This is a genomic window from Pantoea ananatis PA13 (genome assembly GCF_000233595.1).
Lineage (GTDB): Bacteria > Pseudomonadota > Gammaproteobacteria > Enterobacterales > Enterobacteriaceae > Pantoea > Pantoea ananatis.
Genome location: NC_017554.1, coordinates 1,219,312 through 1,241,970 on the forward strand (window position 1 = coordinate 1,219,312; position 22,659 = coordinate 1,241,970).

A 22,659-nucleotide genomic window follows, 5' to 3' on the forward strand; every position below is an offset into this window, starting at 1 on the left:
AATGAAGCGTCGCCCGGCGCTTCGAAGACGAGAGATCTTATGATGGAAATTCTGCGTGGTTCGCCCGCCCTGTCGGCATTTCGTGTAAACAAATTGCTGGCCCGCTTTCAGGACGCTCATCTGCCGGTGAGTGATATTTACGCTGAGTACGTCCATTTTGCCGATGTCAGCGCGCCGCTGAGTGAGGATGAAAAATCCCGTCTGCAGCGCCTGCTCAAGTACGGTCCTTCTCTCGCTGAACATGCGCCACAAGGGCGTTTAATTCTGGTCACGCCACGTCCTGGTACGATATCGCCGTGGTCATCAAAAGCCACAGACATTGCTCATAACTGCGATCTGTCGCAGGTGCGTCGTCTGGAACGAGGCATGGCCTTTTATGTCCAGGCACCTCAGCTTTCTGAAAGCCAATGGCAAACGCTCTCCGCACTGTTGCACGACCGCATGATGGAGACGGTTTACAGCGATTTCAGCGAGGCTGAGCAGCTGTTTGCTCACCACGAACCTCAGCCGGTCAAAAGCGTTGATGTGCTGGGTGAGGGCCGTCAGGCGCTGGTTCAGGCCAATATGACGCTCGGCCTGGCGCTGGCCGACGACGAAATTGACTACCTGCTGGCGGCCTTTACCCGGCTGGGACGCAATCCGAACGACATTGAACTTTATATGTTTGCCCAGGCGAACTCTGAGCACTGTCGCCACAAAATCTTTAACGCTGACTGGATCATCGACGGCGAAAAACAGCCTAAATCACTGTTTAAAATGATTAAGAACACCTTCGAGCAAACGCCGGATTATGTTCTGTCAGCCTATAAAGATAACGCGGCGGTAATGGAAGGCTCGGAGGTCGGTCGCTTCTTCGCGGACGCAGAAAAGGGTGAGTACGCCTATCACCAGGAAGCCGCACACATTCTGATGAAGGTTGAAACGCACAACCACCCAACCGCGATTTCGCCCTGGCCTGGCGCGGCAACCGGCTCCGGCGGTGAAATTCGTGATGAAGGCGCGACGGGGCGCGGTGCCAAGCCGAAAGCTGGCCTGGTCGGGTTCTCGGTGTCGAACCTGCGCATCCCCGGCTTCGAACAGCCCTGGGAGGAGGATTTTGGCAAGCCCGCACGCATCGTCAGCGCGCTGGATATTATGACCGAAGGCCCACTGGGCGGCGCAGCCTTTAACAACGAATTTGGTCGTCCGGCCTTAAACGGCTACTTCCGGACCTATGAAGAGCAGGTTAACAGCCACAACGGGACTGAACTGCGCGGCTACCACAAGCCCATTATGCTGGCTGGCGGCATCGGAAACATTCGTGCGGACCACGTTCAGAAAGGTGAAATCACCGTCGGGGCCAAACTGGTCGTGCTGGGCGGGCCGGCGATGAATATCGGCCTGGGCGGTGGTGCGGCATCATCCATGGCATCAGGCCAGTCCGATGCGGATCTCGACTTTGCATCGGTGCAGCGTGACAACCCTGAAATGGAGCGTCGCTGCCAGGAAGTGATTGACCGTTGCTGGCAACGGGGCGATGACAACCCGATTCTGTTTATCCACGATGTGGGCGCGGGCGGCCTGTCCAACGCCATGCCGGAACTGGTCAGCGACGGTGGACGCGGCGGTCGCTTCAACCTGCGCGACATCCTGAGTGATGAACCGGGAATGAGCCCGCTTGAAGTCTGGTGTAACGAATCACAAGAGCGCTATGTGATGGCCGTGGCCCCTGAAAAGCTGGCCGAGTTTGCTGCCATTTGTCAGCGCGAACGTGCGCCGTATGCGGTGATTGGTGAAGCCACCGAAGAGCAGCACCTGACCCTGAACGACAGCCACTTTGATAACAGCCCGATTGATATGCCGCTGGACGTCCTGCTGGGCAAAACCCCGAAAATGACGCGCGATGTGGTGAAACTGCAGGCGAAGGGCGATGCCCTGCAGCGCGAGGGCATTACGCTGACGGACGCGGTAAATCGCGTGCTGCACTTGCCAACCGTAGCGGAAAAAACCTTCCTGATCACAATCGGCGATCGCAGCGTAACCGGTATGGTGGCGCGCGATCAGATGGTTGGCCCCTGGCAGATCCCGGTTGCCAACTGCGCCGTTACGACGGCCAGCCTCGACAGCTACCATGGCGAAGCCTTCGCGCTGGGCGAGCGTGCGCCTGTCGCACTGCTGGACTTCGCCGCCTCGGCCCGTCTGGCGGTTGGTGAAGCACTGACTAACCTGGCGGCGACGCCGGTCGGTTCGTTGAAGCGGGTGAAACTCTCGGCTAACTGGATGTCTGCAGCAGGCCATCCGGGGGAAGATGCGGGCCTGTATGAAGCCGTAAAAGCCGTTGGCGAGACGCTGTGCCCGGCGCTTGGGATCACTATCCCGGTGGGTAAAGACTCTATGTCGATGAAAACCCGCTGGCAGGAAGGCACCGAACAGCGCGAAATGACCTCGCCGCTGTCGCTGGTGATCACGGCTTTTGCAAGGGTAGAAGACGTACGTCGCAATGTGACGCCACAGCTGGTCGCCGATCGGGACAACCTGCTGCTGTTAATCGACCTTGGCAACGGCGCTAACACCTTAGGCGCGACGGCGTTGGCTCAGGTTTATCGTCAACTGGGCGACAAGCCTGCTGATGTCCGTGATGCAACGCAGCTGGCTGGCTTCTTTAATGCCATCCAGGCCCTGGTCAGCCAGCAAAAACTGCTGGCTTACCATGACCGCTCAGACGGCGGCCTGCTGGTTACCCTGGCGGAAATGGCTTTCACCGGTCACTGTGGCATCGAAGTCGATATCGCGGCGCTGGGCAGCGATGCACTGGCTGCGCTGTTCACCGAAGAGCTGGGGGCGGTGATTCAAATCAACGCGGCGGATCGCGAAGCCGTGGAGCAGATTCTTGCTGAACATGGCCTGGCGCACTGCAGCCATGTGCTGGGCAGCGCACAGTCGGGCGATCGATTTGTGATTCGCTCAGGCGACAGCGCGGTTTACAGCGAAAGCCGCACCACCTTGCGGACCTGGTGGGCAGAAACCACCTGGCAGATGCAGCGTCTGCGTGATAATCCGGCCTGCGCCGATCAGGAACATCAGGCAAAGCAGGATGACGCCGATCCCGGACTGAACGTTAGCCTGACCTTTAAGCCAGACGAAGACGTTGCGGCACCGATGATTGCAACGGGTGCGCGTCCACGCGTTGCCGTGCTGCGCGAGCAGGGCGTTAACTCGCATGTGGAAATGGCGGCCGCCTTTGATCGGGCAGGTTTTACGGCGGTTGACGTGCATATGAGTGACCTGCTGGTGGGCCGGATCGATCTGGAACCTTTCCAGGCGCTGGTGGCCTGTGGCGGTTTCTCCTACGGTGACGTATTGGGCGCGGGTGAAGGTTGGGCGAAATCCATTCTGTTTAACCCGCGCGTACGCGATCAGTTCGAGTCGTTCTTCCATCGCCCACAAACGCTGGCGCTGGGCGTGTGTAACGGCTGCCAGATGATGTCTAACCTGCGTGAATTGATTCCGGGTAGTGAGCTGTGGCCGCGCTTTGTCCGTAACCAGTCGGAACGTTTTGAAGCACGCTTCAGCCTGGTTGAAGTGGCTGCCAGCCCGTCGTTACTGTTGGATGGCATGGCCGGTTCCCGTATGCCGATCGCCGTATCGCACGGCGAGGGCTTCGTGGAGGTGCGCGATGGCGCGCACCTTGCCGCACTGGAATCGAAAGGGCTGGTGGCGCTGCGTTATGTCGATAACACAGGCAAGGTGACGGAAGCCTATCCGGCAAACCCGAATGGCTCGCCAAACGGTATTACTGCGGTGACCAATGAAAGTGGACGCGTCACAATTATGATGCCGCATCCAGAGCGTGTGTTCCGCACGGTCAGCAACTCATGGCACCCGGCTGAATGGGGCGAAGACAGCCCCTGGATGCGCATTTTCCGCAATGCACGGAAACAATTGGGTTAAGAACGGCGAAAAAAGACCGGGAGGCCTGAGTGCCTCCCTTTTTTATTCCCCACTTGTTGGCAAAAGGAGACATACGTCACCTTTTGTTGTCGCCGATTGGTGACATCTATCTTTATGATTTCTATAGATTGAAAGGGAAAAGCAAAATTGTGTTGGTATCTGGCGACACTTTTAGCGGACCAGACAGTCTGAAATGAGCGAAGTCAGCTGAATGGTTTTTTCAAAATATTGATTACAAAGGTATTTTAAAAACTGGCATGAACCTTGCTATACTATGCCTGTTGCTCATTCATCTGTTTATGATTGCCACCCCACAGCGGGCAGAGCTCATAAAATCCGAATGACGCACCAAACGGAGCCTGTCGTCCACCCAACCGATAATCGTATGTTCTGCATCGTTATCAAGCATCGGACGCAACGTTGAGTTAGGCTCCACCCATTCTCGCGTACTGCTATGGCGGTGCGTCAACGGCAGGCCATCGCGCCTGCCGTTTTCTTTTCTGCCTCTTCCTTCTCTGGGCTGACTCCGCTAGCATCCGGTAAGCGTATCTTTAAGGAAGCCGTCGCGTGAAAAAATGGCGTTTATTTCCCGGGTCCCTGCGCCAGTTGGTGCTGATGGCCTTTTTGCTGGTGCTCCTGCCGCTGTTGGTGCTGGCCTGGCAGGCCTGGGAAAGTCTCTCAGCGTTAAGTAATCAGGCTGCCGACACTAACCGAAATACCTTTACTGACGTCAGGCGCAGCGAGGCGATGGCCCGCACCGCTATCGAGCTGGAACGGAGTTATCGCCAGTACTGTGTGCTGGGTGATACGTCTCTGGCAAAGCTCTATCAGACGCAGCGTATCCGCTATGGTCAGATGCTCAGTTCCCATGCCGACAGCCTGCCCGATTTACCGGCGTTTAAAACGTTGCAGGCCATTTTGCCGCAGCTGGAAACCATGCAGTGCGATAATGGTAATCCTGTGACCGGTGCGTCACAGGCGCTGGAAAAATTTTCAGCGACAAACGTGCAACTGGTGCAGGATACGCGAGAAGTGGTGTTTGCACGTGGTCTGCAACTGCAACGTGAAATAGCCGACCGTGGTCAGTTTTTTGGCTGGCAGGCGCTTATCCTGTTTATTATCAGCCTGACGTTAACCCTGCTGTTTACCCGCATGATCATCGGCCCGGTAAAAAGCGTAGAGCGGATGATTAACCGACTTGGCGAAGGACGCGAACTGGGCAGCAGCATGGTGTTTCGCGGTCCGCGCGAGTTACGCTCTTTGGGGCAACGTATTATCTGGTTAAGTGAACGCCTGGCCTGGCTGGAAACCCAGCGACATGAATTTTTACGTCATCTTTCACACGAACTTAAAACGCCGCTTGCCAGCCTGCGTGAAGGTACAGAGCTGCTGGCTGATGAGGTTGCGGGCATACTGAATCCTGAACAGAAAGAAATCGTTTCAATACTGGATAACAGCAGTCGCCACCTGCAACGCCTTATCGAACAGCTACTTGATTACAACCGCAAACTGGCTGATGGCCCGATTACCCTGGAAACGGTAGATCTGAATGACATCGTGTATGACGTTGTTAATGCGCATGCACTCTCAGCCCGAACCAAGCTTATGCATGTCAATATCGATCTGAAAGCCACAGATTGCCTGGCAGAACCTATGCTATTGATGAGCGTGATTGACAACCTCTACTCTAACGCCGTGAACTATGGCAATGAATCCGGTAACATTTGGCTGCACAGCCAGCGGCAGGGCGATCGAATAATCATCGATGTCGCTAACAGCGGTACGCCCATTCCCGAAAATGAGCAGGAGATGATTTTTGAACCTTTTTTCCAGGGCAGTCATCAGCGTAAAGGGCCGGTCAAAGGCAGCGGACTGGGGTTAAGCATCGCAAAGGATTGTCTGCGCCGCATGCACGGTAGCCTGCAACTGGTTACCCGTGACGACGCTGATGTTTGTTTTCGCATCGAACTGAACACCACAGCCGGGAAAGTCTGAAGCATGAAATTTTTCGCCGCCCTCATGATAAGCGCACTGAGCAGCATGATGCTCAGTGGGTGTGCCTCATCCCCGGTCACCACAACAGCCCAGCCCGCTTCGGGCAGCGTTGTGGTGCCCGAAGCACGGCTGGTCGACTATCTCACTATGCGCTGCGTCGATATCTGGCGTATTGAGAATAGCGCCGCCATGATGAATCCCCTTTACTGGATGCGCAGTATAGACTGTGCCGAACGACTTTCTCCCGCTGAAGCACGAGCGGAGGCCCACCGCTGGCCGGTGGACAGCTGGTCGCGCGCCTTTAAGCAGGGGGTATTAATGGCAAACGGCAATGTGACGCCACTGGAACGCCGCGACTATATCAACGTGCTTGATGGCTACAGCGAGCAGTTCCCCCCCAATATGCGTGCGTTAATTCAGCTCTGGCGCAGTAATCAGGTCGCCCAGCTTGAACTCAGCGCCATGCGGTCACGCTACGCCCATTTGCAACAGAGCAGCGATGCCCAGTCAGATTCGCTGCGTCAACAACAGATAAAACTGCGTCAGCAGCTCAGTGATACCCAGCGCAAACTCGAGCGGCTAACCGATATTGAGCGCCAGCTTTCGTCGCGCAAAACCTCTGATATGCCTGACGGCAGTCACGGAACGGCACTGCCACAAGAGGAAGATCAGTAATGGTGAAACAAGCGGCCCACCTGCTTTTAGTGGATGATGATCCCAGCCTGCTCAAACTGTTAGGTATGCGCCTGACCAGTGAGGGATATCAGGTGACGACCGCGGCCAGTGGGCCCGATGCGCTTCGGCTGTTGCAGAAAGAGAAGATCGAGCTGGTCATCAGCGATCTGCGCATGGATGAAATGGACGGCCTGGCATTATTTGCTGAAATTCAAAAGCGTCACGCGGGTTTACCGGTCATCATTTTAACGGCGCATGGTTCAATTCCGGAAGCCGTAGCGGCAACGCAGCAGGGCGTGTTCAGCTTCCTGACTAAGCCCGTGGATCGCGATGCACTGTATAAGGCGATAGACGAAGCCCTGGCGCAGCGAGCGCCAGTCAGCGACGACCGCTGGCGTGAAGCCATAGTGACCCGTAGTCCGCAGATGCTGCGCTTACTTGAACAGGCACACATGGTTGCCCAGTCAGACGTCAGCGTGCTGATTAACGGGCAAAGCGGCACGGGTAAAGAAGTCCTGGCACAGGCTATCCATGCCGCCAGCCCGCGCGCGCAAAAGCCGTTTGTGGCCATTAACTGCGGTGCCTTACCTGAGCAGCTTCTGGAATCAGAGTTGTTTGGTCACGCCAAAGGCGCCTTTACCGGCGCGGTCAGCGCGCGTGACGGCCTGTTTAAAGCCGCAGAAGGCGGCACGCTGTTTCTGGACGAAATTGGCGATATGCCGCCTGCACTGCAGGTGAAGTTACTGCGCGTGCTGCAGGAGCGTAAAGTCCGGCCGCTGGGCAGCAATAATGATATCGATATTGATGTCCGGATTATCTCGGCCACGCACCGGGATCTGCCGAAAGCGATGGAAAAGAATGCGTTTCGCGAAGATCTCTTTTACCGCCTGAACGTGGTGAACCTGAAAATCCCCGCGCTGCATCAACGTACCGAAGATATCCCACTGCTGGCTAACCATTTGCTGCGTCAAACGGCAGAACGGCATAAGCCGCAGATCCGCAGCTTCTCCGTCGATGCGATGAAGCGGCTGATGTCTGCCAGCTGGCCAGGTAACGTGCGTCAGTTGGTTAACGTTATTGAGCAGTGTGTCGCGCTCAGCTCCTCGCCCGTTATCAGCGATGCGCTGGTAGAGCAGGCGCTGAGTGGCGAAAACAGCGCGCTACCGACCTTTGTTGAAGCACGGAATCAGTTCGAACTTAACTATCTGCGCAAGCTGTTACAGATGACCAAAGGGAATGTCACCAACGCCGCGCGTCTGGCTGGACGTAACCGTACCGAATTCTATAAGCTGCTGTCACGGCATGAACTGGACGCCAGCGACTTTAAAGAGTAATTTTTTGCCCCCATAGTCTGCGGCGCTGCCAGCGACATTTATACTTTAATAACCCTCTAACCATGGAGGGCTCGAGGAAAGGATCTGACATGAAAAAGATCGATGCAATTATTAAACCCTTCAAGCTCGATGACGTGCGTGAGGCACTTGCTGAAGTCGGCATTACCGGCATGACCGTGAGCGAAGTAAAAGGATTTGGTCGCCAGAAAGGCCATACGGAACTCTACCGTGGCGCAGAGTACATGGTGGACTTCCTGCCCAAAGTGAAAATCGAAATGGTTGTCGGAGATGATATCGTTGATACCTGCGTCGAAACCATCATGCGCACCGCACAAACCGGAAAAATCGGCGACGGTAAAATCTTTGTTTTCGATGTTGCCCGCGTAGTGCGCATCCGTACTGGCGAAGAAGACGAAGAAGCGATTTAATTCACTTTAGATGCAAAATCTTTAGCTGAAATCCCGGCGATGTTGGAAAAGTTTCATTCGTCGAGATCTCGCCCCGTCCTGATATAAGGGAGGGGCGAAAAGCTGTCTGTTTCACCACAAAGTGTTACCCCGCCCGCGTTAACGCAGCACTGCACACCGAACGGCTGGCGCCACTGCTTCAAGGGCGCCGTTCGCAGTCGCCGATTCATATCTCTTTATGTGGACCGAACCGCTCATAGTGAATTCTGTCCGCCGTAATGCCGACCGCATGCAACTGCTTAACGATAAATTGCATAAAGCCAAGTGGCCCGCAGAGATAAAAGTGGGTATTCACATCCCGCAGCCGCGCTGACAGGGTCGCCAAATCCATCATACCTTGCGCATCGTAGCGGCCTGCATCGGGTTCGTCCGGCTCGCGATACCAGATGTGCTGTGCAAAATCAGGAAGCAGGGCACCGGTGGTGGTCACTTCGTCTGCGAAGGCATGCTGTTTGCCATTTTCGGCGGCGTGAAGCCAGTTGACGGGCGCCAGATGCCGCTGTGCAGCCAGCGCGTGGAGCATTGCCAGCATTGGGGTTTGTCCAACGCCGGCGGAAATGAGCGTGACCGGCGTTGTCGGGCTAACCTGCAGGAAAAAATCGCCGTGCGGGGCGGCCAACTGCACTTCACTGCCGACTTCTGCATGCTGATGTAGCCAGCCGGACAGGATTCCCTGCGGCGCCTGTTTCACCGCAATACGGTACATTTTCTCGTTGCTCCCTGTGGTTAGTGAGTACTGACGAATTTGATGATATTCACAACCTGCGGGCTGCAAGTGAAGCGTCAGATACTGACCGGGTTTAAAGGGGGCAACCGGACCCCCGTCCACAGGCGTAAAAGTAAAGCTTTTAATCACGGCACTCTGCTGCTCAATCGCGCTGATGCGAAACGGCCGCGTCCCGCGCCATCCGCCTTTTTGCTGCTCCGATGCCTGATAAATCGCTTCTTCGCGCTGGATAAACACATCCGCCAGTACACCGTAAGCACGTCCCCATGCTGCCAGCACGTCATCACCGGGATTCAACAGGGTTTTGATGGTAGCAAGTAAATGCTCACCCACAATTGCATACTGCGCGGGCTGAATATTCAGGCTGGTATGTTTTTGCGCAATTTTTTCAACGGCCGGCAGTATCGCTGTCAGGTTTTCGAGGTTTGCGCCGTAGGCACATATCGCATTGAACAGGGCTTCACGCTGCCCGCCGTTACGTTGATTATTCATGTTAAAGACATTTTTTAGTTCAGGATGCTGAGCAAGCATGCGGTCATAGAAATGAGCAGTCAGATCGGGGCCGCAGGCGGCAAGGGCGGGAAGGGATGATTTCACGGTAGCAATAGTCTGAGCATCAAGCATGGCAACACCTCATTTAAAGTTGCATTTTAAATGCATCTTATGATCATTTCTTTCATGCTGTAAATCTCATGCTGGGTTTTACTGGCAGCAACTGGCCGGTTTTCGCGACAAAAGCGCAAAAAATCTTTTACAGAGTGAAAAAATGATATTGGCGGGCAATCGTTGCAAAAAAGGGATAAAAAGGCATGGCGTCTCGGTAGCCAAACGTTTGCGTAAAAAGAGGGAATTCACCCTACCTTACCCCGATAAAACGGTTTACACTGTCTGCCTTCGCCCTCAGGGGGCGTAAATTGCCGATTTAAAGATAGCCAGTCAGGAGATGCGGATGTTAAAGCGTGAAATGAACATTGCCGATTATGATGCCGAGTTGTGGCAGGCGATGGAGCAAGAGAAAGTGCGTCAGGAAGAGCACATTGAACTGATTGCTTCTGAAAACTACACCAGCCCGCGTGTTATGCAGGCGCAAGGTTCTCAGCTCACTAACAAATATGCCGAAGGCTATCCGGGCAAGCGCTACTACGGTGGCTGCGAATACGTAGACATTGTTGAACAACTGGCTATCGACCGTGCTAAAGCCCTGTTTGGCGCTGACTATGCGAACGTGCAGCCTCATTCTGGTTCTCAGGCTAACTTTGCCGTTTTCACCGCGCTGCTGCAGCCAGGCGATACCATTCTGGGCATGAACCTGGCACACGGCGGTCACCTGACACACGGTTCACCGGTTAACCTGTCGGGCAAACTGTACAACGTTGTGCCTTACGGCATCGACGAAACCGGTAAAATTGACTATACCGAGCTGGCCGAGCTGGCACAGACTCATAAGCCTAAAATGATCATCGGCGGTTTCTCGGCGTATTCCGGGATTTGCGACTGGGCTAAAATGCGTGAAATCGCTGACAGCGTTGGCGCATGGCTGTTTGTGGATATGGCGCACGTTGCCGGTCTGATTGCTGCGGATGTTTACCCTAACCCGGTTCCACATGCACATATCGTGACCTCCACGACGCACAAAACCCTGGCTGGTCCGCGCGGCGGTATCATCCTGGCGCAGGGCGGCGATGAAGATCTGTACAAAAAGCTTAACTCAGCCGTCTTCCCTGGTGGACAGGGCGGCCCGCTGATGCACGTGATCGCCGGTAAAGCCGTGGCCTTCAAAGAAGCCATGGAGCCTGAGTTTAAAGCCTACCAGCAGCAGGTCGCCAAAAACGCTAAGGCAATGGTAGAAGTGCTGATCGCGCGTGGCTATAACATCGTATCAGGCGGCACCTATAACCACCTGTTCCTGATCGATCTCGTCAGCAAAAACATGACCGGTAAAGAAGCCGATGCCGCACTGGGCCGCGCGAATATCACCGTAAACAAAAACAGCGTGCCAAACGATCCGAAAAGCCCGTTTGTCACCTCTGGTGTTCGAATTGGTACGCCTGCCGTTACGCGCCGTGGCTTTAAAGAAGCAGACGTACGCGAACTGGCCGGTTGGATCGCGGATGTGTTAGACAACATCAACGATGAAGCCACCATTGAGCGTACCAAGCAGAAAGTACTGGATATCTGTGCGCGCCTGCCGGTTTACGCATAATCCTTTCTGTTGAAAACACAGTCTGACAAGAGGATGGCCATGGCCATCCTTTTTTATTGCCTGCATAACCCGGCTCTGACAAAGTAACGACCACATATCATTGCCTGGACGCATCATTGCTGGAGGGAACATGGCAATCGGCTCCGCCAAGTGGCTTGGACTAAGCTACTTCACCTACTTTTTCTGCTACGGCATTTATCTTCCTTTCTGGGGCGTCTGGCTCAAAGGTGTGGGCCTGAATGCTGAACAAATTGGCCTGCTATTGGGGTGCGGCATGGTGGCGCGCTTTGTGGGCAGTTTATTCATCGCCTCTCAGGTTAAAAATCCCGGACAATTGATTACGGCATTACGCCTGCTGGCCCTGCTGACCTGCTTTATTGCGGCGGGCTATTGGGTTGGGCAGCAGTGGATGTGGCTGCTGTTAGTCATGACCGGTTTTAACCTGTTTTTCTCGCCGCTGGTTCCTTTAAGCGATGCACTGGCCGCCACCTGGACGCAGCAGATTGGCCTTGCCTACGGGCCCGTTCGCTTGTGGGGTTCGCTGGCGTTTGTGATTAGCTCAGCCCTGACCGGTATGCTGGTGAGCGCCTTCTCTTCGCAGGCGATCTTAATGCTGCTGTCGGTTGGGTTGGTCAGTATGCTGGCAGGAATGCTGCTTACCCCGCGTACCCATCCCCAGGGCAGCGAAAGGCAGGGCAGAGTCGGTGGAGGCTGGCAGGCCTGGCGCGATCTGATAAAGGAAAACGCGGTCTGGCGCTTTATGGTGTGCGTGACGTTATTACAGGGCGCGCATGCGGCTTATTATGGTTTCAGCGCCATCTGGTGGCAGGAGAGCGGTTATTCTGCATCGGTAGTGGGTTATCTGTGGTCGCTGGGCGTGGTAGCGGAAATCGTGGTGTTTGCCTTAAGCCATCGACTGTTTCACCGCTGGCGCGCACGGGATCTGCTGTTGCTGTCAGGCATCTGTGCGCTGGTTCGCTGGGGACTGCTCGGCGCCAGCACCGCGTTGCCGCTGCTGATTGTGGGGCAACTACTCCACTGCGGTAGCTTTACGGTATGTCATCTGGCCGCAATGCGCTTTATCGCTTCACGGCAGGGGGCGGATGTGATCCGTTTGCAGTCGCTCTATTCGGCGCTGGCAATGGGCGGCGGAATTGCCGTCATGACCATGATTTGCGGCGTACTCTTTACTCACCTGCACGGTCATCTCTTCTGGGTGATGGCGCTGGTGGCACTGCCCGCACTGTTCCTGCGGCCGCGTCAGGATTCCAGCAAATAGCGAATGCGCTGCTGATGGTATTCAGTCAGCGGCAGTTCGGCGTGGATAAGTGGGGGAGAGAAAAGGGGCAGCGAGGTGACATAAGGCGAAATAATGACATCGACTTCGCGCGGTGCGCCGTCGCGCTGGAAATCTTCAACGCGCTGATAGGTGATGTTAACAGGCAGCAAGGTGATCTCGCGGATTTGCTGCTCGACATCCTGTTCCAGTTCGGGATCGTCACCGGTGAGCAGCAGCACCTGTTTTTCCTGCAATGCGCTGCTTTGCATCAGCCACGCACCCAAAATCACCGTCACCAGGCTGACCTCTTCCGGCGCGAACTGAACCTGAAATGTCTGCTCGAAAGCGTCCAGTGCCTGCTGTGTGGTGCGCAGCAGGCGCGGATAAAGCCTGGTTACGTCTTGTGCCACACTGTCATCAATAGCCATTGTAAAGTAGGTGCGATCCAGCGCCTGTGCCAGGTGGGTATATAACTGCTGCTGGAGTTCGGTGCGGTCATGAAAAGTGGTGCCGGCGACGTGCTCAAAATCATCAATGAGCCGCTGTGTGGCGCGCATCAGTCGCTGCTCGCTGGGATGGTCGACACGGTTGGCGTCCGGAAAATGGATCAGGCTAAATAACAGCGTCCAGAAATCCGTTTCGCTGGCGTCCGGCGTCAGATGACAGCGCTTTTGCCAGTGATGAATAACATCTTTTGCGGCCTGACGTTCTGCTTTCGCTGACAGCCATGCCTGCTGCTGCGCCGTAAAGATCGCAGGCTGGCGCTGGCACAGGCCGTATTTCATAAATATTTGTAAAAAGAGTTGATCGCGCGTGCTGAACGGGCGATTAAGGCACAGGCTGCAGTGCTGGATCAGCGCCTGTAAATTGGTTTCATCGTACAGCGCTTTTTCAATTTTCATCTGCTTCAGACGCAGGCGTAAGGGCGCGGCAAAATGCTCGCAGACAAAGGCCTGCGACAGTCGCAGGCTGCGTCGCAAATTATGGATTAAGCAAATGCGTCGATCCAGCTCTGTACCATGAATGCGCAGGCTGCCATCCACCATCTGATGGAGTTCCAGTCGATGATAGCGCTGTATCTCATCACCCACTTCCGCGATGTCCTGTCTCGCGGTGGCGATGTCCACTCCGTTTAGCAGGCTTAATCTTTTAAGCGTCAGTGCGGGAGCGGGCAGAAACAGCAGTAACAACAGATGACAGCGACGCTGTGAACCGGTGAAGAGTGGTGCTGAAGATGTAGCAGAACTCATCAATCATTATTCCAGCAGGCTATTTTTAGCTAAGAATAGTCAACCTCATGAACCCTTGAACGGTTTACCCGTTTTTTTGTTCAGAGGTTTAAGGCGGGTCACAAAATTTTGTTACTTAAGAAACCTTTTCATCAGGAACGTTACTTTATAACATTATGAGACGCATGTTTTTTGCACTATTTACCCTGGTCAGTTCGTCAGCGCTGGCACATCCACACAGCTTTATTGATATGAAAACCGAGCTGGTCACGAAGGACGATCGTTTTACCGGCCTGAAAATGACGTGGACCATGGATGAGATTACCTCCGCCGACCTGCTGTATGACGCGAGCGATGCCAAACCGGGAACGGTGGTATGGAAGAAACTGGCGGCGGGTGTGATGGCGAACGTGCTCGGGCAACATTACTTTTCCGAAATCTGGCATAACAAGCAGCGGGTGAAGTTCTTGAATTTACCAACGGAATACAATCTGTCGCGCAGCGGCAATAAGGCGGTACTGGAATTTGTTCTGCCACTGGCCGAGCCGCCTTTACTCAAAAATGAACGCTTTGAGATTTTAACCTTCGATCCGACCTACTTCGTGGATATGTTCTACGACAAACCTGAGGCGTTAACTGTACCGCAAGCTTTACAGTCACGCTGTGCATTCACCTTACATACGCCCAAACCGGATGACTCTTTGAAACAGTATGCGCTCTCGCTCGACAAGGCAGATGCGCCGCCTGAGGATATGGATCTGGGAAGGCAGTTTGCACAAACGGTAATACTGACATGTCACTGACGCTCACGACCCAAGCCAAAAAACGGCTGTGGCCGCTGGCACTGTTTACGGCAGGGTTGGTTACTCTGGGCGCGGCCATCTGGCTGCACTGGCCCCAGATACTTCTGCAAAGCGTGCTCTGGCAAAAAGTGCTGCATCGCCAGATGACTCAGCTCCTGCAGCAGGTTGCCGAGCAGCCTCATCATGCCGGACTGTCGTTACTGGCATTCAGCCTGATCTATGGTGTCCTGCATGCCTTAGGGCCAGGTCACGGTAAAGTCGTGATCACGACCTTTCTGGCAACGCATCCGGCAAAACTAAAAACCAGCATGAAACTCACGCTACTGGCCTCGTTGCTACAGGGCTCAGTGGCTATCATCCTGGTCACGCTGATGCTGGTGGTGCTGAAAACCTCATCGCGGCAGCTGCACCTCAGCAGTTTCTGGCTGGAGAAGAGCAGTTATGTGTTGGTTATTGCCCTGGGTATCTGGATAGGCTACCGGGCGATAAAGGCGCTTTGGCTGCTGTTGCGTCCTCAGCCGACAATGAGGATTCATGCGCTGCGCCCTCATCATCAGCATGATGAACACTGTGGCTGTGGCCATGCGCATTTGCCCAGCGCACAGCAAATGGCGGGCGCCGTTAATGGCAAAACGCAGCTGTTGGTGGTGATCTCCATGGGGCTGCGTCCCTGCTCAGGCGCGATCATGATGCTGCTGTTTTCTAAAGTGATTGGCGTGTATCTGTGGGGCGTCCTTTCTGCCGCCGTTATGGCGGTGGGGACCGCCCTGACCATTTCTGCCATTGGCTTACTGGTGCAGCGTTCCCGCGCGCTGGCGCAGCGTCTTGGCGCGGACAGCCAGGTGGGTAAAGGTGCGCGCAGCCTGTTGCCTGTGCTGGCGTTAGTGGGCAGCCTGACGTTGATTGTTGTGGGCTGTGCGCTCTGGCAGTCTGCTCAGCCTGGTTTTACCGGCGGTATCCGACCCTTTTAATTTCTGCGGCGGCGGAAGATATTCCCCGCTGCCGGGATCCTCGCATTTTCGCTTCGCAACTATTTTTATTTTCTCTTGCACGTTGAGTGGTGAAAATAGTTTTCACTGACTACGCTGTTTATAGTTATTGCGAACCCCTGTCTGGGAATGAAAAAAACGACACTCACCTGCTATGTGTTGCGAGGGAAATATCTCATGGCTGATACCCGTATTAATAATGGCTACAACGATCCGCTCGTCACCGGAGCGGCAGGCTTACCCCTTAAACGCATTTCCTGGAGTGCCGTTTTTGCCGGTGTAATTTGTGCTTTGATTATTCACATATTATTAACCTTGCTGGGTACGGCAATTGGTGCTACCACCATTGACCCTTTGCAGGAAGATAATCCATTTAAACATCTGGGAACGGGTGCCCTGGTCTGGACGGCCATTGAAATGCTGATCGCTATTGCCGCCGGTAGCTACGTCGCCGGTCGCCTGGCGCAGCGTGAAGGCGCACTGCACGGCTTGCTGATGTTTGGTATTAGTACCGTCTTAACTATTTATCTGGCCGTGAGCCTCGCCAGTAGCGTATTAGGCGGCGCCATGAATATTCTTGGTACGGGTTTCCAGGCAGTAGGAAGTGGTATTTCAGCCGCTGCGCCATCGGTTACGCAAATGGCTAAAGAGAAACTGCAGCAAAACAATATTAATTTAGACAATATGCAGCAAGAACTGGAAACGACGCTGCGTCAAACGGGTAAGCCTGAATTACAACCGGAAAATCTGAAGCAGGATGCGAATAATGAAGCGCAGAATGCCGAAAATCAGGCAAATAACACGGCTAATCATCCACAAACGGCAGACACAGATTTAGCAAACTGGTTTAAAGGCGTTATTGCTCGTCATTCAGATACTTTACAGGCCGCCGATCGTGATGCTTTAAAAAATATTATTAAAGCGCGGACCGGAAAAAGCGATCAGGAAGCTGAACAGATCGTCAATCAGGCAGAACAAAGCTATCAACAGGCTATGCAGAAATATCAGGAACTGAAAAAACAGGCAGAGCAGAAAGCGCGTGAAGCCGGCGAGCAGGCGGCGAAAGCAACCGCGAAAGCCAGCTGGTATGCTTTCTTTATCCTGATTATTGAAGCGGTACTGGCAGGCGTGATGGGAATGGTAGGACGTCGTACTCAGCCACGTCAGGTGTTAACGCACGAACGTCGTTAATCCCAAGGCAATAAGAAAGGCGGCACGTTATCGTGCCGCCTTTTCTGTTAGCGCTTCAGCGCTTCGCTCAGCTCTTCGCGCATCGCCGATAACAGCGATTTCACCACGCGAGGGTTACCGGCAACGATGTTGCCTGAATGCAGGTAGCCGTGGTTGCCGGTGAAGTCAGTGACCAGTCCGCCCGCTTCGCGCACCAGCAGTTCACCCGCCGCGAAATCCCACGGTTTCAAACCAATTTCAAAGTAGCCATCAACGCGGCCTGCGGCGACGTACGCCAGATCCAGCGCAGCGGAGCCGGTGCGACGGAAATCGGCACACTGCGTAAACAGCTTGGTCATGATGTTCATATAAGCTGGGGCGTGCTGTTTGAGCTTGAAGGGGAAACCGGTGGCAAGAATGGTGCCATCCAGATCGCGAGCGATACTGCCGCGCAGGCGGTAACCATTCAGCTGCGTGCCCTGTCCGCGTACGGCGCTGAACAGTTCATTACGCATAGGATCGTAAACGACAGCCACTTCTGTACGGCCTTTAATACGAACGGCAATAGAAACAGAGAAGTGGGGCAGGCGTTTAATAAAGTTGGTGGTACCATCCAGCGGATCGATTACCCATTGAATATCCTGATCTTCGCCCTCAAGCTCACCGCTTTCTTCAGTGATGATGGTATGTTTTGGGTAAGATTTACGAATGACTTCGATAATCAGGCGTTCTGCGTCGCGGTCAACATTCGTTACGAAGTCGTTGCTGCCTTTCTGGCTGGCCTCGACAGCGTCCGGGGTTTCATAATTCTTGGCAATTAAATTTCCGGCCTTGCGCGCTGCGCGCACGGCAATGTTGAGCATTGGATGCATCGGTATCTCTCGCTGGATGTTAAAGAACGGGGAAAACGGCGCGGAGTATAGCAGGGTGTTCGGTAAATGTCCTGCTTTATGTTAGAGTACGCGTCATCATTTTCTGACCGATCCCAACTCTTATGCTGCAAAATATTCGTATCGTGCTGGTGGAAACTTCTCATACCGGCAACATGGGCTCCGTAGCGCGCGCCATGAAAACCATGGGGTTAACTAACCTCTATCTGGTGAATCCGCTGGTGAAGCCAGACTCTCAGGCTATCTCTCTGGCAGCGGGTGCCAGTGATGTTATCGGTGAGGCAAAGATTGTAGACTCCCTGGATGAAGCCATTGCCGGGTGCAGCCTGGTGGTCGGCACCAGCGCCCGCTCGCGATCTCTGCCGTGGCCGATGCTGGACGCCCGGGAATGCGGCGTGAAAAGTATTGAAGAAGGGCAGCAGGCGCCTGTCGCGCTGGTGTTTGGCCGTGAACGCGTCGGACTGACAAACGACGAATTGCAAAAGTGTCACTACCACGTGGCCATTCAGGCGAATCCGGAATACAGCTCGCTGAATCTCGCGATGGCCGTGCAGATCATTGCTTATGAAGTGCGTATGGCCTGGCTTCAGGCGCAAGAGAACCAAACCCCAAAACCGCAGTACGACGCTTCCCCTTATCCGCTGGTGGATGATCTGGAACGCTTCTATCAGCACATGGAAAACATGATGCTGGAAAGCGGGTTTATCCGTGAAGCCAACCCGGGCCAGGTCATGAGCAAACTGCGTCGTCTGTATACGCGCGCCCGTCCTGAACGCGATGAGCTCAATATTTTGCGCGGTATGCTCTCGTCTTTCGAGAAGCGAAAAGGAACCAGAACGGACGGCGAATAATAGTTGAGTAAATTACCAGGTTAAATACTTGAGTAATTTACTTGGTTAAATAGTTGACCAAATTACTCAGGAATGTCAGACTTGCTGCCATCTTCGCTAATCCTCCGATAACCGGACGCTATTGAGGTTGTATGCTATGAGACTGACATCCAAAGGACGTTATGCTGTTACCGCCATGCTGGACGTTGCCCTTCACTCTCACCAGGGCCCGGTTCCACTGGCAGATATCTCTGAACGCCAGGGCATTTCGCTCTCCTATCTGGAGCAGTTATTCTCGCGTTTACGCAAGCATGGCCTGGTAGCAAGCGTCCGCGGGCCGGGCGGCGGTTATCTGCTAGGTAAAGAAGCCAATGCGATTGCGGTGGGAGAAGTGATCACGGCGGTAGATGAGTCCGTGGACGCCACCAAGTGTCAGGGCAAAGAGGGCTGCCAGGGCGGCGAACGCTGCCTGACTCACGTCCTGTGGCGCGATCTGAGTGTGCGCATTAGTGAGTTCCTGAACAACATTACGCTGGCTGAGCTGGTGAATAATCAGGAAATCCTGGACGTGGCCGACCGTCAGAACGCCAATGACAACCGCCGTTTCCAGAACTCCCGTTCTCAGGAAATCAACGTGAACCTTCGCGCCTCGTAATCCTCCTCTTCTCCGGCCCTTACTGCTAACGCGGTAGGGGCTGAATCTGCTATAAATACGTATGATTTTCTATACGGAGCTGTAGCGCAATGAAATTACCGATTTACCTGGATTACGCCGCTACCACGCCGGCCGATCCGCGTGTGGCCAGCAAAATGATGCAATTCCTGACGCTGGATGGCACGTTTGGTAACCCGGCCTCCCGTTCACACCGTTTTGGCTGGCAGGCCGAAGAAGCGGTAGACGTTGCGCGTAATCAGGTGGCAGAGCTGGTGAATGCTGACCCGCGTGAAATCGTGTTTACCTCCGGTGCCACCGAATCCGACAACCTCGCCATTAAAGGCGTAGCCCACTTTAATCAGGCGCGCGGCAAGCACATCGTTACCAGCGTAACCGAACATAAAGCGGTGATTGATACCTGCCTGCAACTTGAACGTGAAGGCTTCGAGATCACCTGGCTGACGCCCGCCGCGAATGGTCTGATCGCGATTGAGGATTTGCGTGCTGCACTGCGCGATGACACCGTTCTGGTGTCGATCATGCACGTGAACAATGAAATTGGCGTGATTCAGGATATCGCCGCGATGGGCGCGCTCTGTCGCGAACGTGGCATCCTGTTCCATGTTGATGCCACACAGAGCGTAGGTAAGCTCTCTGTCGATCTGAGTGAACTCCCTGTCGATCTGATGTCCTTTTCCGCCCATAAAGTGTATGGCCCCAAAGGGATCGGCGCGCTGTATGTGCGCCGTAAGCCGCGCGTTCAGATCGATGCACAAATCCATGGTGGCGGCCATGAACGCAATATGCGCTCGGGCACCTTACCTGTGCACCAGATCGTGGGGATGGGTGAAGCCTATCGCATTGCCCGTGAAGTCCGCGAAGAAGAGATGGCCCGCTTGTCTGCCCTTCGGGATCGGCTGTGGCAGGGGCTGCGCCAGACCGGCGGCGTCAGCGTAAATGGCGATTTGCAGCACAGCTGTCCCAACATTCTCAACGTAAGTTTCACTGACGTTGAAGGTGAGTCATTGATCATGGCGTTAAAAGATCTTGCGCTGTCGTCTGGATCGGCCTGTACTTCTGCCAGTCTTGAACCCTCCTATGTCCTGCGTGCGCTTGGCCTGAACGAAGAGCTGGCACACAGCTCGCTTCGCTTCTCGCTGGGCCGTTTTACCACGGAAGACGAGATCGATTATGCCATCGCGCTGGTGCAGAAGTCCGTTACGCGCCTGCGTGAACTCATGAAGTCATGATGCATTTGCCAGCCGAGGCTGACAAACTGTGCGCCGACAACATCTGCGGCGTGCAGCGTAACATCTGAATGAAAAAGCCGTCTTAAAACAGGCTGGATGAAACGAATAACGAATACGGAGCCCTACAATGAATACACAACCGATGAATATTACGCTCAGCAGCCAGCCCGCCGATGCGCGCTGGGGCGAAAAAGCGCTGTTAAGCAGCAATGATAACGGCATGACCCTGCACCTGCGTGAAGCGGATGCCTTGATGACCATTCAACGAGCCGCCCGTAAACTGGATGGCCAGGGCATTCGTCATGTGTCACTGGCTGGCGAAGGCTGGCACCTTGAGCAGTGCTGGGCATTCTGGCAGGGTTATCGCGGGCCTAAGGGCAAAAACCAGGTGGACTGGCCGCAACTGGGTGAACACGAGCAGGCGGAGTTCGATCGCCGCCGCAAAATTGTTGGCTGGGTGCGCGACACCATTAATTTACCAGCCGACGATCTGGGCCCGGAAACGCTGGCGCACAGCGCCATTGACTTACTCAGTGAGCTGGGTGGTGAGGCCGTCAGCTATCGCATCACCAAAGGCGACGACCTACGCGAACAAGGCTACATGGGGCTGCACACCGTGGGGCGCGGCTCTAACCGCCCGCCGGTCTTTCTGGCGCTGGATTTCAACCCAACCGGAGACAGCGAGGCGCCTGTTTACGCCTGTCTGGTGGGCAAAGGCATTACCTTTGATACCGGCGGCTACAGCCTGAAACCGAGCGCTGGCATGGACTCAATGAAGTCGGACATGGGCGGTGCGGCCACCGTCACCGGTGCGCTGGCGCTGGCGATCGCGCGCGGGCTGAATAAGCGGGTCAAACTTTACCTCTGCTGCGCGGATAACATGGTCAGCAGCAATGCCTTCAAACTGGGCGACATCATTCGCTACCGCAACGGCAAGTCGGTAGAGGTGATGAACACCGACGCTGAAGGCCGCCTGGTACTGGCTGATGGCCTGATTGATGCCAGCGAGCAGAACCCGACGCTTCTGATCGATGCGGCAACCCTGACCGGTGCCGCGAAGACGGCGGTCGGCAATGATTATCACGCGCTGTTTACCTTTGACGATGGCCTGGCGCAGTCGGTGATGGGCAGCGCAGTCAGCGAAAACGAACCTTTCTGGCGTTTGCCGCTGGCGGAATTCCATCGCAACCATCTGCCATCGAACTTTGCCGATCTTAATAACATTGCCAGTCCGGCGCATTCGGCAGGTGCCAGCAGCGCTGCCGCGTTCCTGTCGTACTTCGTCAGCCACTATCAGCAGGGCTGGTTACATATTGACTGCTCAGCGACCTATCGCAAAAGCGCGGTCGATCAGTGGGCTGCCGGGGCAACCGGTCTGGGTGTCCGTACCCTCGCCAACCTGTTACTGAAATAAGCGCAATCCAGCGGTGACCTGGTCACCGCTTTCTCAAGGTAGAAGTAAACTATGAACCGTCTTGAAGAGGTACTGAAGCTGGCCGCGACCGAGCCTGCGCACCGGCCTGAATTTTTCCAGCTGTTGCTGGAAGCTGACGTCTGGGTGCCCGGCGAAAGCACCAGCCAGCAACTGGATGCCAGTACGCCGGTGGATCTCCAGCACTGGGAAAAAGAGGATGGCAGCAGCGTCATTCCGTTTTTTACCTCCGAACAGGCGATGAGCGAAGCCGTTGAGAGCGAACAGGCGTATTTACGTTTACCCGTGCGCACCCTGTTTGACATGACGCGTGGCGAAACCCTGTTTTTGAACCCAAAACTGCCGACGGGAAAAGAGTTCTCCGCGGCGGAAATCAGCCATCTGCTGGGCGAAGAGGGCAGTGCACTCACTCAGCAAAGCGTGCTGGAAGGCGGGCAGTCACTGCTGCTGTCGGAAGTGGCAGAACCGCCTGCCCAGATGATTGACTCTCTGACCCAACTGCTCAGCAAATATAAGCAGGTGAAACGCGCCTTTGTTGCCAGCATTCGTGAACGCGCGGATGAGGAACCTAACCTGCTGATTGGGATTGAAGCGGACAGCGATATTGAGGCCATTATTCAGGCCGCTGGCAGCGTCGCCAGCGACACGTTACTGGATGACGCACCCATTGATATCTGCGAGGTCACGGCAGACGATCGCGGCATCAGCCACTTCTTTACCGCCCACATCACGCCCTTTTATGAACGTCGCTGGGGGAGTTTCCTGCGCGAGTTCAAAGGCGGTCAGCGTATTATCTGACAA

The 22,659-nt window shown here is 54.8% G+C and carries 18 protein-coding genes; 15 read left to right on the forward strand and 3 right to left on the reverse strand.

The genetic code is table 11. The annotated features are described in order from the left end of the window. Nucleotides 1-39: 39 nt before the first annotated feature. From purL to glnB, 5 genes are all read left to right on the forward strand, one after another. Nucleotides 40-3,930 (forward strand): phosphoribosylformylglycinamidine synthase, encoded by a 3,891-nt coding sequence (gene purL, locus PAGR_RS05890; protein WP_014605262.1) that lies wholly within the window; start codon nt 40-42, stop codon nt 3,928-3,930. Between the two features lie 567 nt (nt 3,931-4,497). Next, nucleotides 4,498-5,925: a sensor histidine kinase gene (locus PAGR_RS05895; protein ID WP_014605263.1), complete on the forward strand. Its 1,428-nt coding sequence runs from the start codon at nt 4,498-4,500 to the stop codon at nt 5,923-5,925. A 3-nt stretch (nt 5,926-5,928) separates the two neighbouring features. Then, nucleotides 5,929-6,600, forward strand: coding sequence for a two-component system QseEF-associated lipoprotein QseG (gene qseG / locus PAGR_RS05900; RefSeq protein ID WP_014605264.1), 672 nt, complete (start codon nt 5,929-5,931; stop codon nt 6,598-6,600). Next, on the forward strand, nt 6,600-7,934 hold the full coding sequence (gene glrR, locus PAGR_RS05905) for a two-component system response regulator GlrR (RefSeq protein ID WP_014594327.1): 1,335 nt from the start codon (nt 6,600-6,602) through the stop codon (nt 7,932-7,934). The genes qseG and glrR overlap by 1 nt, the downstream gene beginning before the upstream one ends. Nucleotides 7,935-8,023: 89 nt before the next feature. Continuing rightward, nucleotides 8,024-8,362, forward strand: a complete 339-nt coding sequence (gene glnB, locus PAGR_RS05910; RefSeq protein WP_003848647.1) for a nitrogen regulatory protein P-II — start codon at nt 8,024-8,026, stop codon at nt 8,360-8,362. A gap of 205 nt (nt 8,363-8,567) precedes the next feature. On the opposite strand, the gene hmpA is transcribed toward glnB, so the two are convergent. Then, nucleotides 8,568-9,752 (reverse strand): NO-inducible flavohemoprotein, encoded by a 1,185-nt coding sequence (hmpA, locus tag PAGR_RS05915; protein ID WP_014605265.1) that lies wholly within the window; start codon nt 9,750-9,752, stop codon nt 8,568-8,570. A gap of 325 nt (nt 9,753-10,077) precedes the next feature. Between hmpA and glyA the strand changes: the two genes are divergently transcribed. Next, nucleotides 10,078-11,331 carry a serine hydroxymethyltransferase gene (gene glyA / locus PAGR_RS05920; protein WP_014605266.1) on the forward strand — a complete coding sequence of 418 codons (1,254 nt, stop codon included), beginning with the start codon at nt 10,078-10,080 and terminating at the stop codon, nt 11,329-11,331. Nucleotides 11,332-11,461: 130 nt separating this feature from the next. Then, nucleotides 11,462-12,610 (forward strand): 3-phenylpropionate MFS transporter, encoded by a 1,149-nt coding sequence (locus PAGR_RS05925; RefSeq protein ID WP_014594325.1) that lies wholly within the window; start codon nt 11,462-11,464, stop codon nt 12,608-12,610. Here PAGR_RS05925 and csiE read toward each other — a convergent pair. After that, nucleotides 12,592-13,860, reverse strand: coding sequence for a stationary phase inducible protein CsiE (gene csiE / locus PAGR_RS05930; protein ID WP_014605267.1), 1,269 nt, complete (start codon nt 13,858-13,860; stop codon nt 12,592-12,594). The two genes, PAGR_RS05925 and csiE, sit on opposite strands and share 19 nt — an antisense overlap. A 155-nt stretch (nt 13,861-14,015) precedes the next feature. Between csiE and PAGR_RS05935 the strand changes: the two genes are divergently transcribed. From PAGR_RS05935 to PAGR_RS05945, 3 genes are all read left to right on the forward strand, one after another. Continuing rightward, complete coding sequence (locus PAGR_RS05935; protein WP_013026749.1) at nt 14,016-14,642, forward strand: DUF1007 family protein; 627 nt, start codon at nt 14,016-14,018, stop codon at nt 14,640-14,642. Beyond that, a complete protein-coding gene (locus PAGR_RS05940; RefSeq protein ID WP_013026748.1) occupies nt 14,633-15,613 on the forward strand; it encodes a nickel/cobalt transporter in 981 nt (326 codons plus the stop codon). The genes PAGR_RS05935 and PAGR_RS05940 overlap by 10 nt, the downstream gene beginning before the upstream one ends. Nucleotides 15,614-15,808: 195 nt before the next feature. Beyond that, nucleotides 15,809-16,822: a YrzE family protein gene (locus PAGR_RS05945; RefSeq protein WP_014605268.1), complete on the forward strand. Its 1,014-nt coding sequence runs from the start codon at nt 15,809-15,811 to the stop codon at nt 16,820-16,822. Between the two features lie 47 nt (nt 16,823-16,869). Here the strand turns inward: PAGR_RS05945 and suhB are convergent, their stop codons facing one another. Then, entirely contained in the window at nt 16,870-17,673 is an 804-nt protein-coding gene (gene suhB, locus PAGR_RS05950; RefSeq protein WP_013026746.1) for an inositol-1-monophosphatase, read from the reverse strand. A gap of 122 nt (nt 17,674-17,795) precedes the next feature. Here suhB and trmJ point away from each other — a divergent pair, with 122 nt between their 5' ends. The 5 genes from trmJ to sseB all read left to right on the forward strand — a co-directional run bounded on the left by trmJ (nt 17,796) and on the right by sseB (nt 22,656). Then, nucleotides 17,796-18,542, forward strand: a complete 747-nt coding sequence (trmJ, locus tag PAGR_RS05955; RefSeq protein ID WP_013026745.1) for a tRNA (cytosine(32)/uridine(32)-2'-O)-methyltransferase TrmJ — start codon at nt 17,796-17,798, stop codon at nt 18,540-18,542. A 136-nt stretch (nt 18,543-18,678) separates the two neighbouring features. After that, nucleotides 18,679-19,176: a Fe-S cluster assembly transcriptional regulator IscR gene (gene iscR, locus PAGR_RS05960; protein WP_014594322.1), complete on the forward strand. Its 498-nt coding sequence runs from the start codon at nt 18,679-18,681 to the stop codon at nt 19,174-19,176. An 89-nt stretch (nt 19,177-19,265) separates the two neighbouring features. After that, complete coding sequence (locus PAGR_RS05965) at nt 19,266-20,426, forward strand: IscS subfamily cysteine desulfurase (protein ID WP_014605269.1); 1,161 nt, start codon at nt 19,266-19,268, stop codon at nt 20,424-20,426. A gap of 127 nt (nt 20,427-20,553) precedes the next feature. Beyond that, nucleotides 20,554-21,840 (forward strand): aminopeptidase PepB, encoded by a 1,287-nt coding sequence (gene pepB / locus PAGR_RS05970; RefSeq protein WP_013026742.1) that lies wholly within the window; start codon nt 20,554-20,556, stop codon nt 21,838-21,840. Nucleotides 21,841-21,891: 51 nt separating this feature from the next. Next, nucleotides 21,892-22,656, forward strand: coding sequence for an enhanced serine sensitivity protein SseB (gene sseB, locus PAGR_RS05975; protein ID WP_013026741.1), 765 nt, complete (start codon nt 21,892-21,894; stop codon nt 22,654-22,656). Nucleotides 22,657-22,659 lie beyond the last annotated feature (3 nt).

What these genes read in the sequence shown, in the direction of transcription:
- purL (WP_014605262.1), top strand. Translation starts at nt 40, where the DNA reads ATGATGGAAATTCTGCGTGGTTCGCCCGCCCTGTCGGCATTTCGTGTA.
- qseG (WP_014605264.1), top strand. Translation starts at nt 5,929, where the DNA reads ATGAAATTTTTCGCCGCCCTCATGATAAGCGCACTGAGCAGCATGATG.
- glrR (WP_014594327.1), top strand. Translation starts at nt 6,600, where the DNA reads ATGGTGAAACAAGCGGCCCACCTGCTTTTAGTGGATGATGATCCCAGC.
- glnB (WP_003848647.1), top strand. Translation starts at nt 8,024, where the DNA reads ATGAAAAAGATCGATGCAATTATTAAACCCTTCAAGCTCGATGACGTG.
- hmpA (WP_014605265.1), bottom strand. Translation starts at nt 9,752, where the DNA reads ATGCTTGATGCTCAGACTATTGCTACCGTGAAATCATCCCTTCCCGCC.
- glyA (WP_014605266.1), top strand. Translation starts at nt 10,078, where the DNA reads ATGTTAAAGCGTGAAATGAACATTGCCGATTATGATGCCGAGTTGTGG.
- PAGR_RS05925 (WP_014594325.1), top strand. Translation starts at nt 11,462, where the DNA reads ATGGCAATCGGCTCCGCCAAGTGGCTTGGACTAAGCTACTTCACCTAC.
- csiE (WP_014605267.1), bottom strand. Translation starts at nt 13,860, where the DNA reads ATGAGTTCTGCTACATCTTCAGCACCACTCTTCACCGGTTCACAGCGT.
- PAGR_RS05935 (WP_013026749.1), top strand. Translation starts at nt 14,016, where the DNA reads ATGAGACGCATGTTTTTTGCACTATTTACCCTGGTCAGTTCGTCAGCG.
- PAGR_RS05940 (WP_013026748.1), top strand. Translation starts at nt 14,633, where the DNA reads ATGTCACTGACGCTCACGACCCAAGCCAAAAAACGGCTGTGGCCGCTG.
- PAGR_RS05945 (WP_014605268.1), top strand. Translation starts at nt 15,809, where the DNA reads ATGGCTGATACCCGTATTAATAATGGCTACAACGATCCGCTCGTCACC.
- suhB (WP_013026746.1), bottom strand. Translation starts at nt 17,673, where the DNA reads ATGCATCCAATGCTCAACATTGCCGTGCGCGCAGCGCGCAAGGCCGGA.
- trmJ (WP_013026745.1), top strand. Translation starts at nt 17,796, where the DNA reads ATGCTGCAAAATATTCGTATCGTGCTGGTGGAAACTTCTCATACCGGC.
- iscR (WP_014594322.1), top strand. Translation starts at nt 18,679, where the DNA reads ATGAGACTGACATCCAAAGGACGTTATGCTGTTACCGCCATGCTGGAC.
- PAGR_RS05965 (WP_014605269.1), top strand. Translation starts at nt 19,266, where the DNA reads ATGAAATTACCGATTTACCTGGATTACGCCGCTACCACGCCGGCCGAT.
- pepB (WP_013026742.1), top strand. Translation starts at nt 20,554, where the DNA reads ATGAATACACAACCGATGAATATTACGCTCAGCAGCCAGCCCGCCGAT.
- sseB (WP_013026741.1), top strand. Translation starts at nt 21,892, where the DNA reads ATGAACCGTCTTGAAGAGGTACTGAAGCTGGCCGCGACCGAGCCTGCG.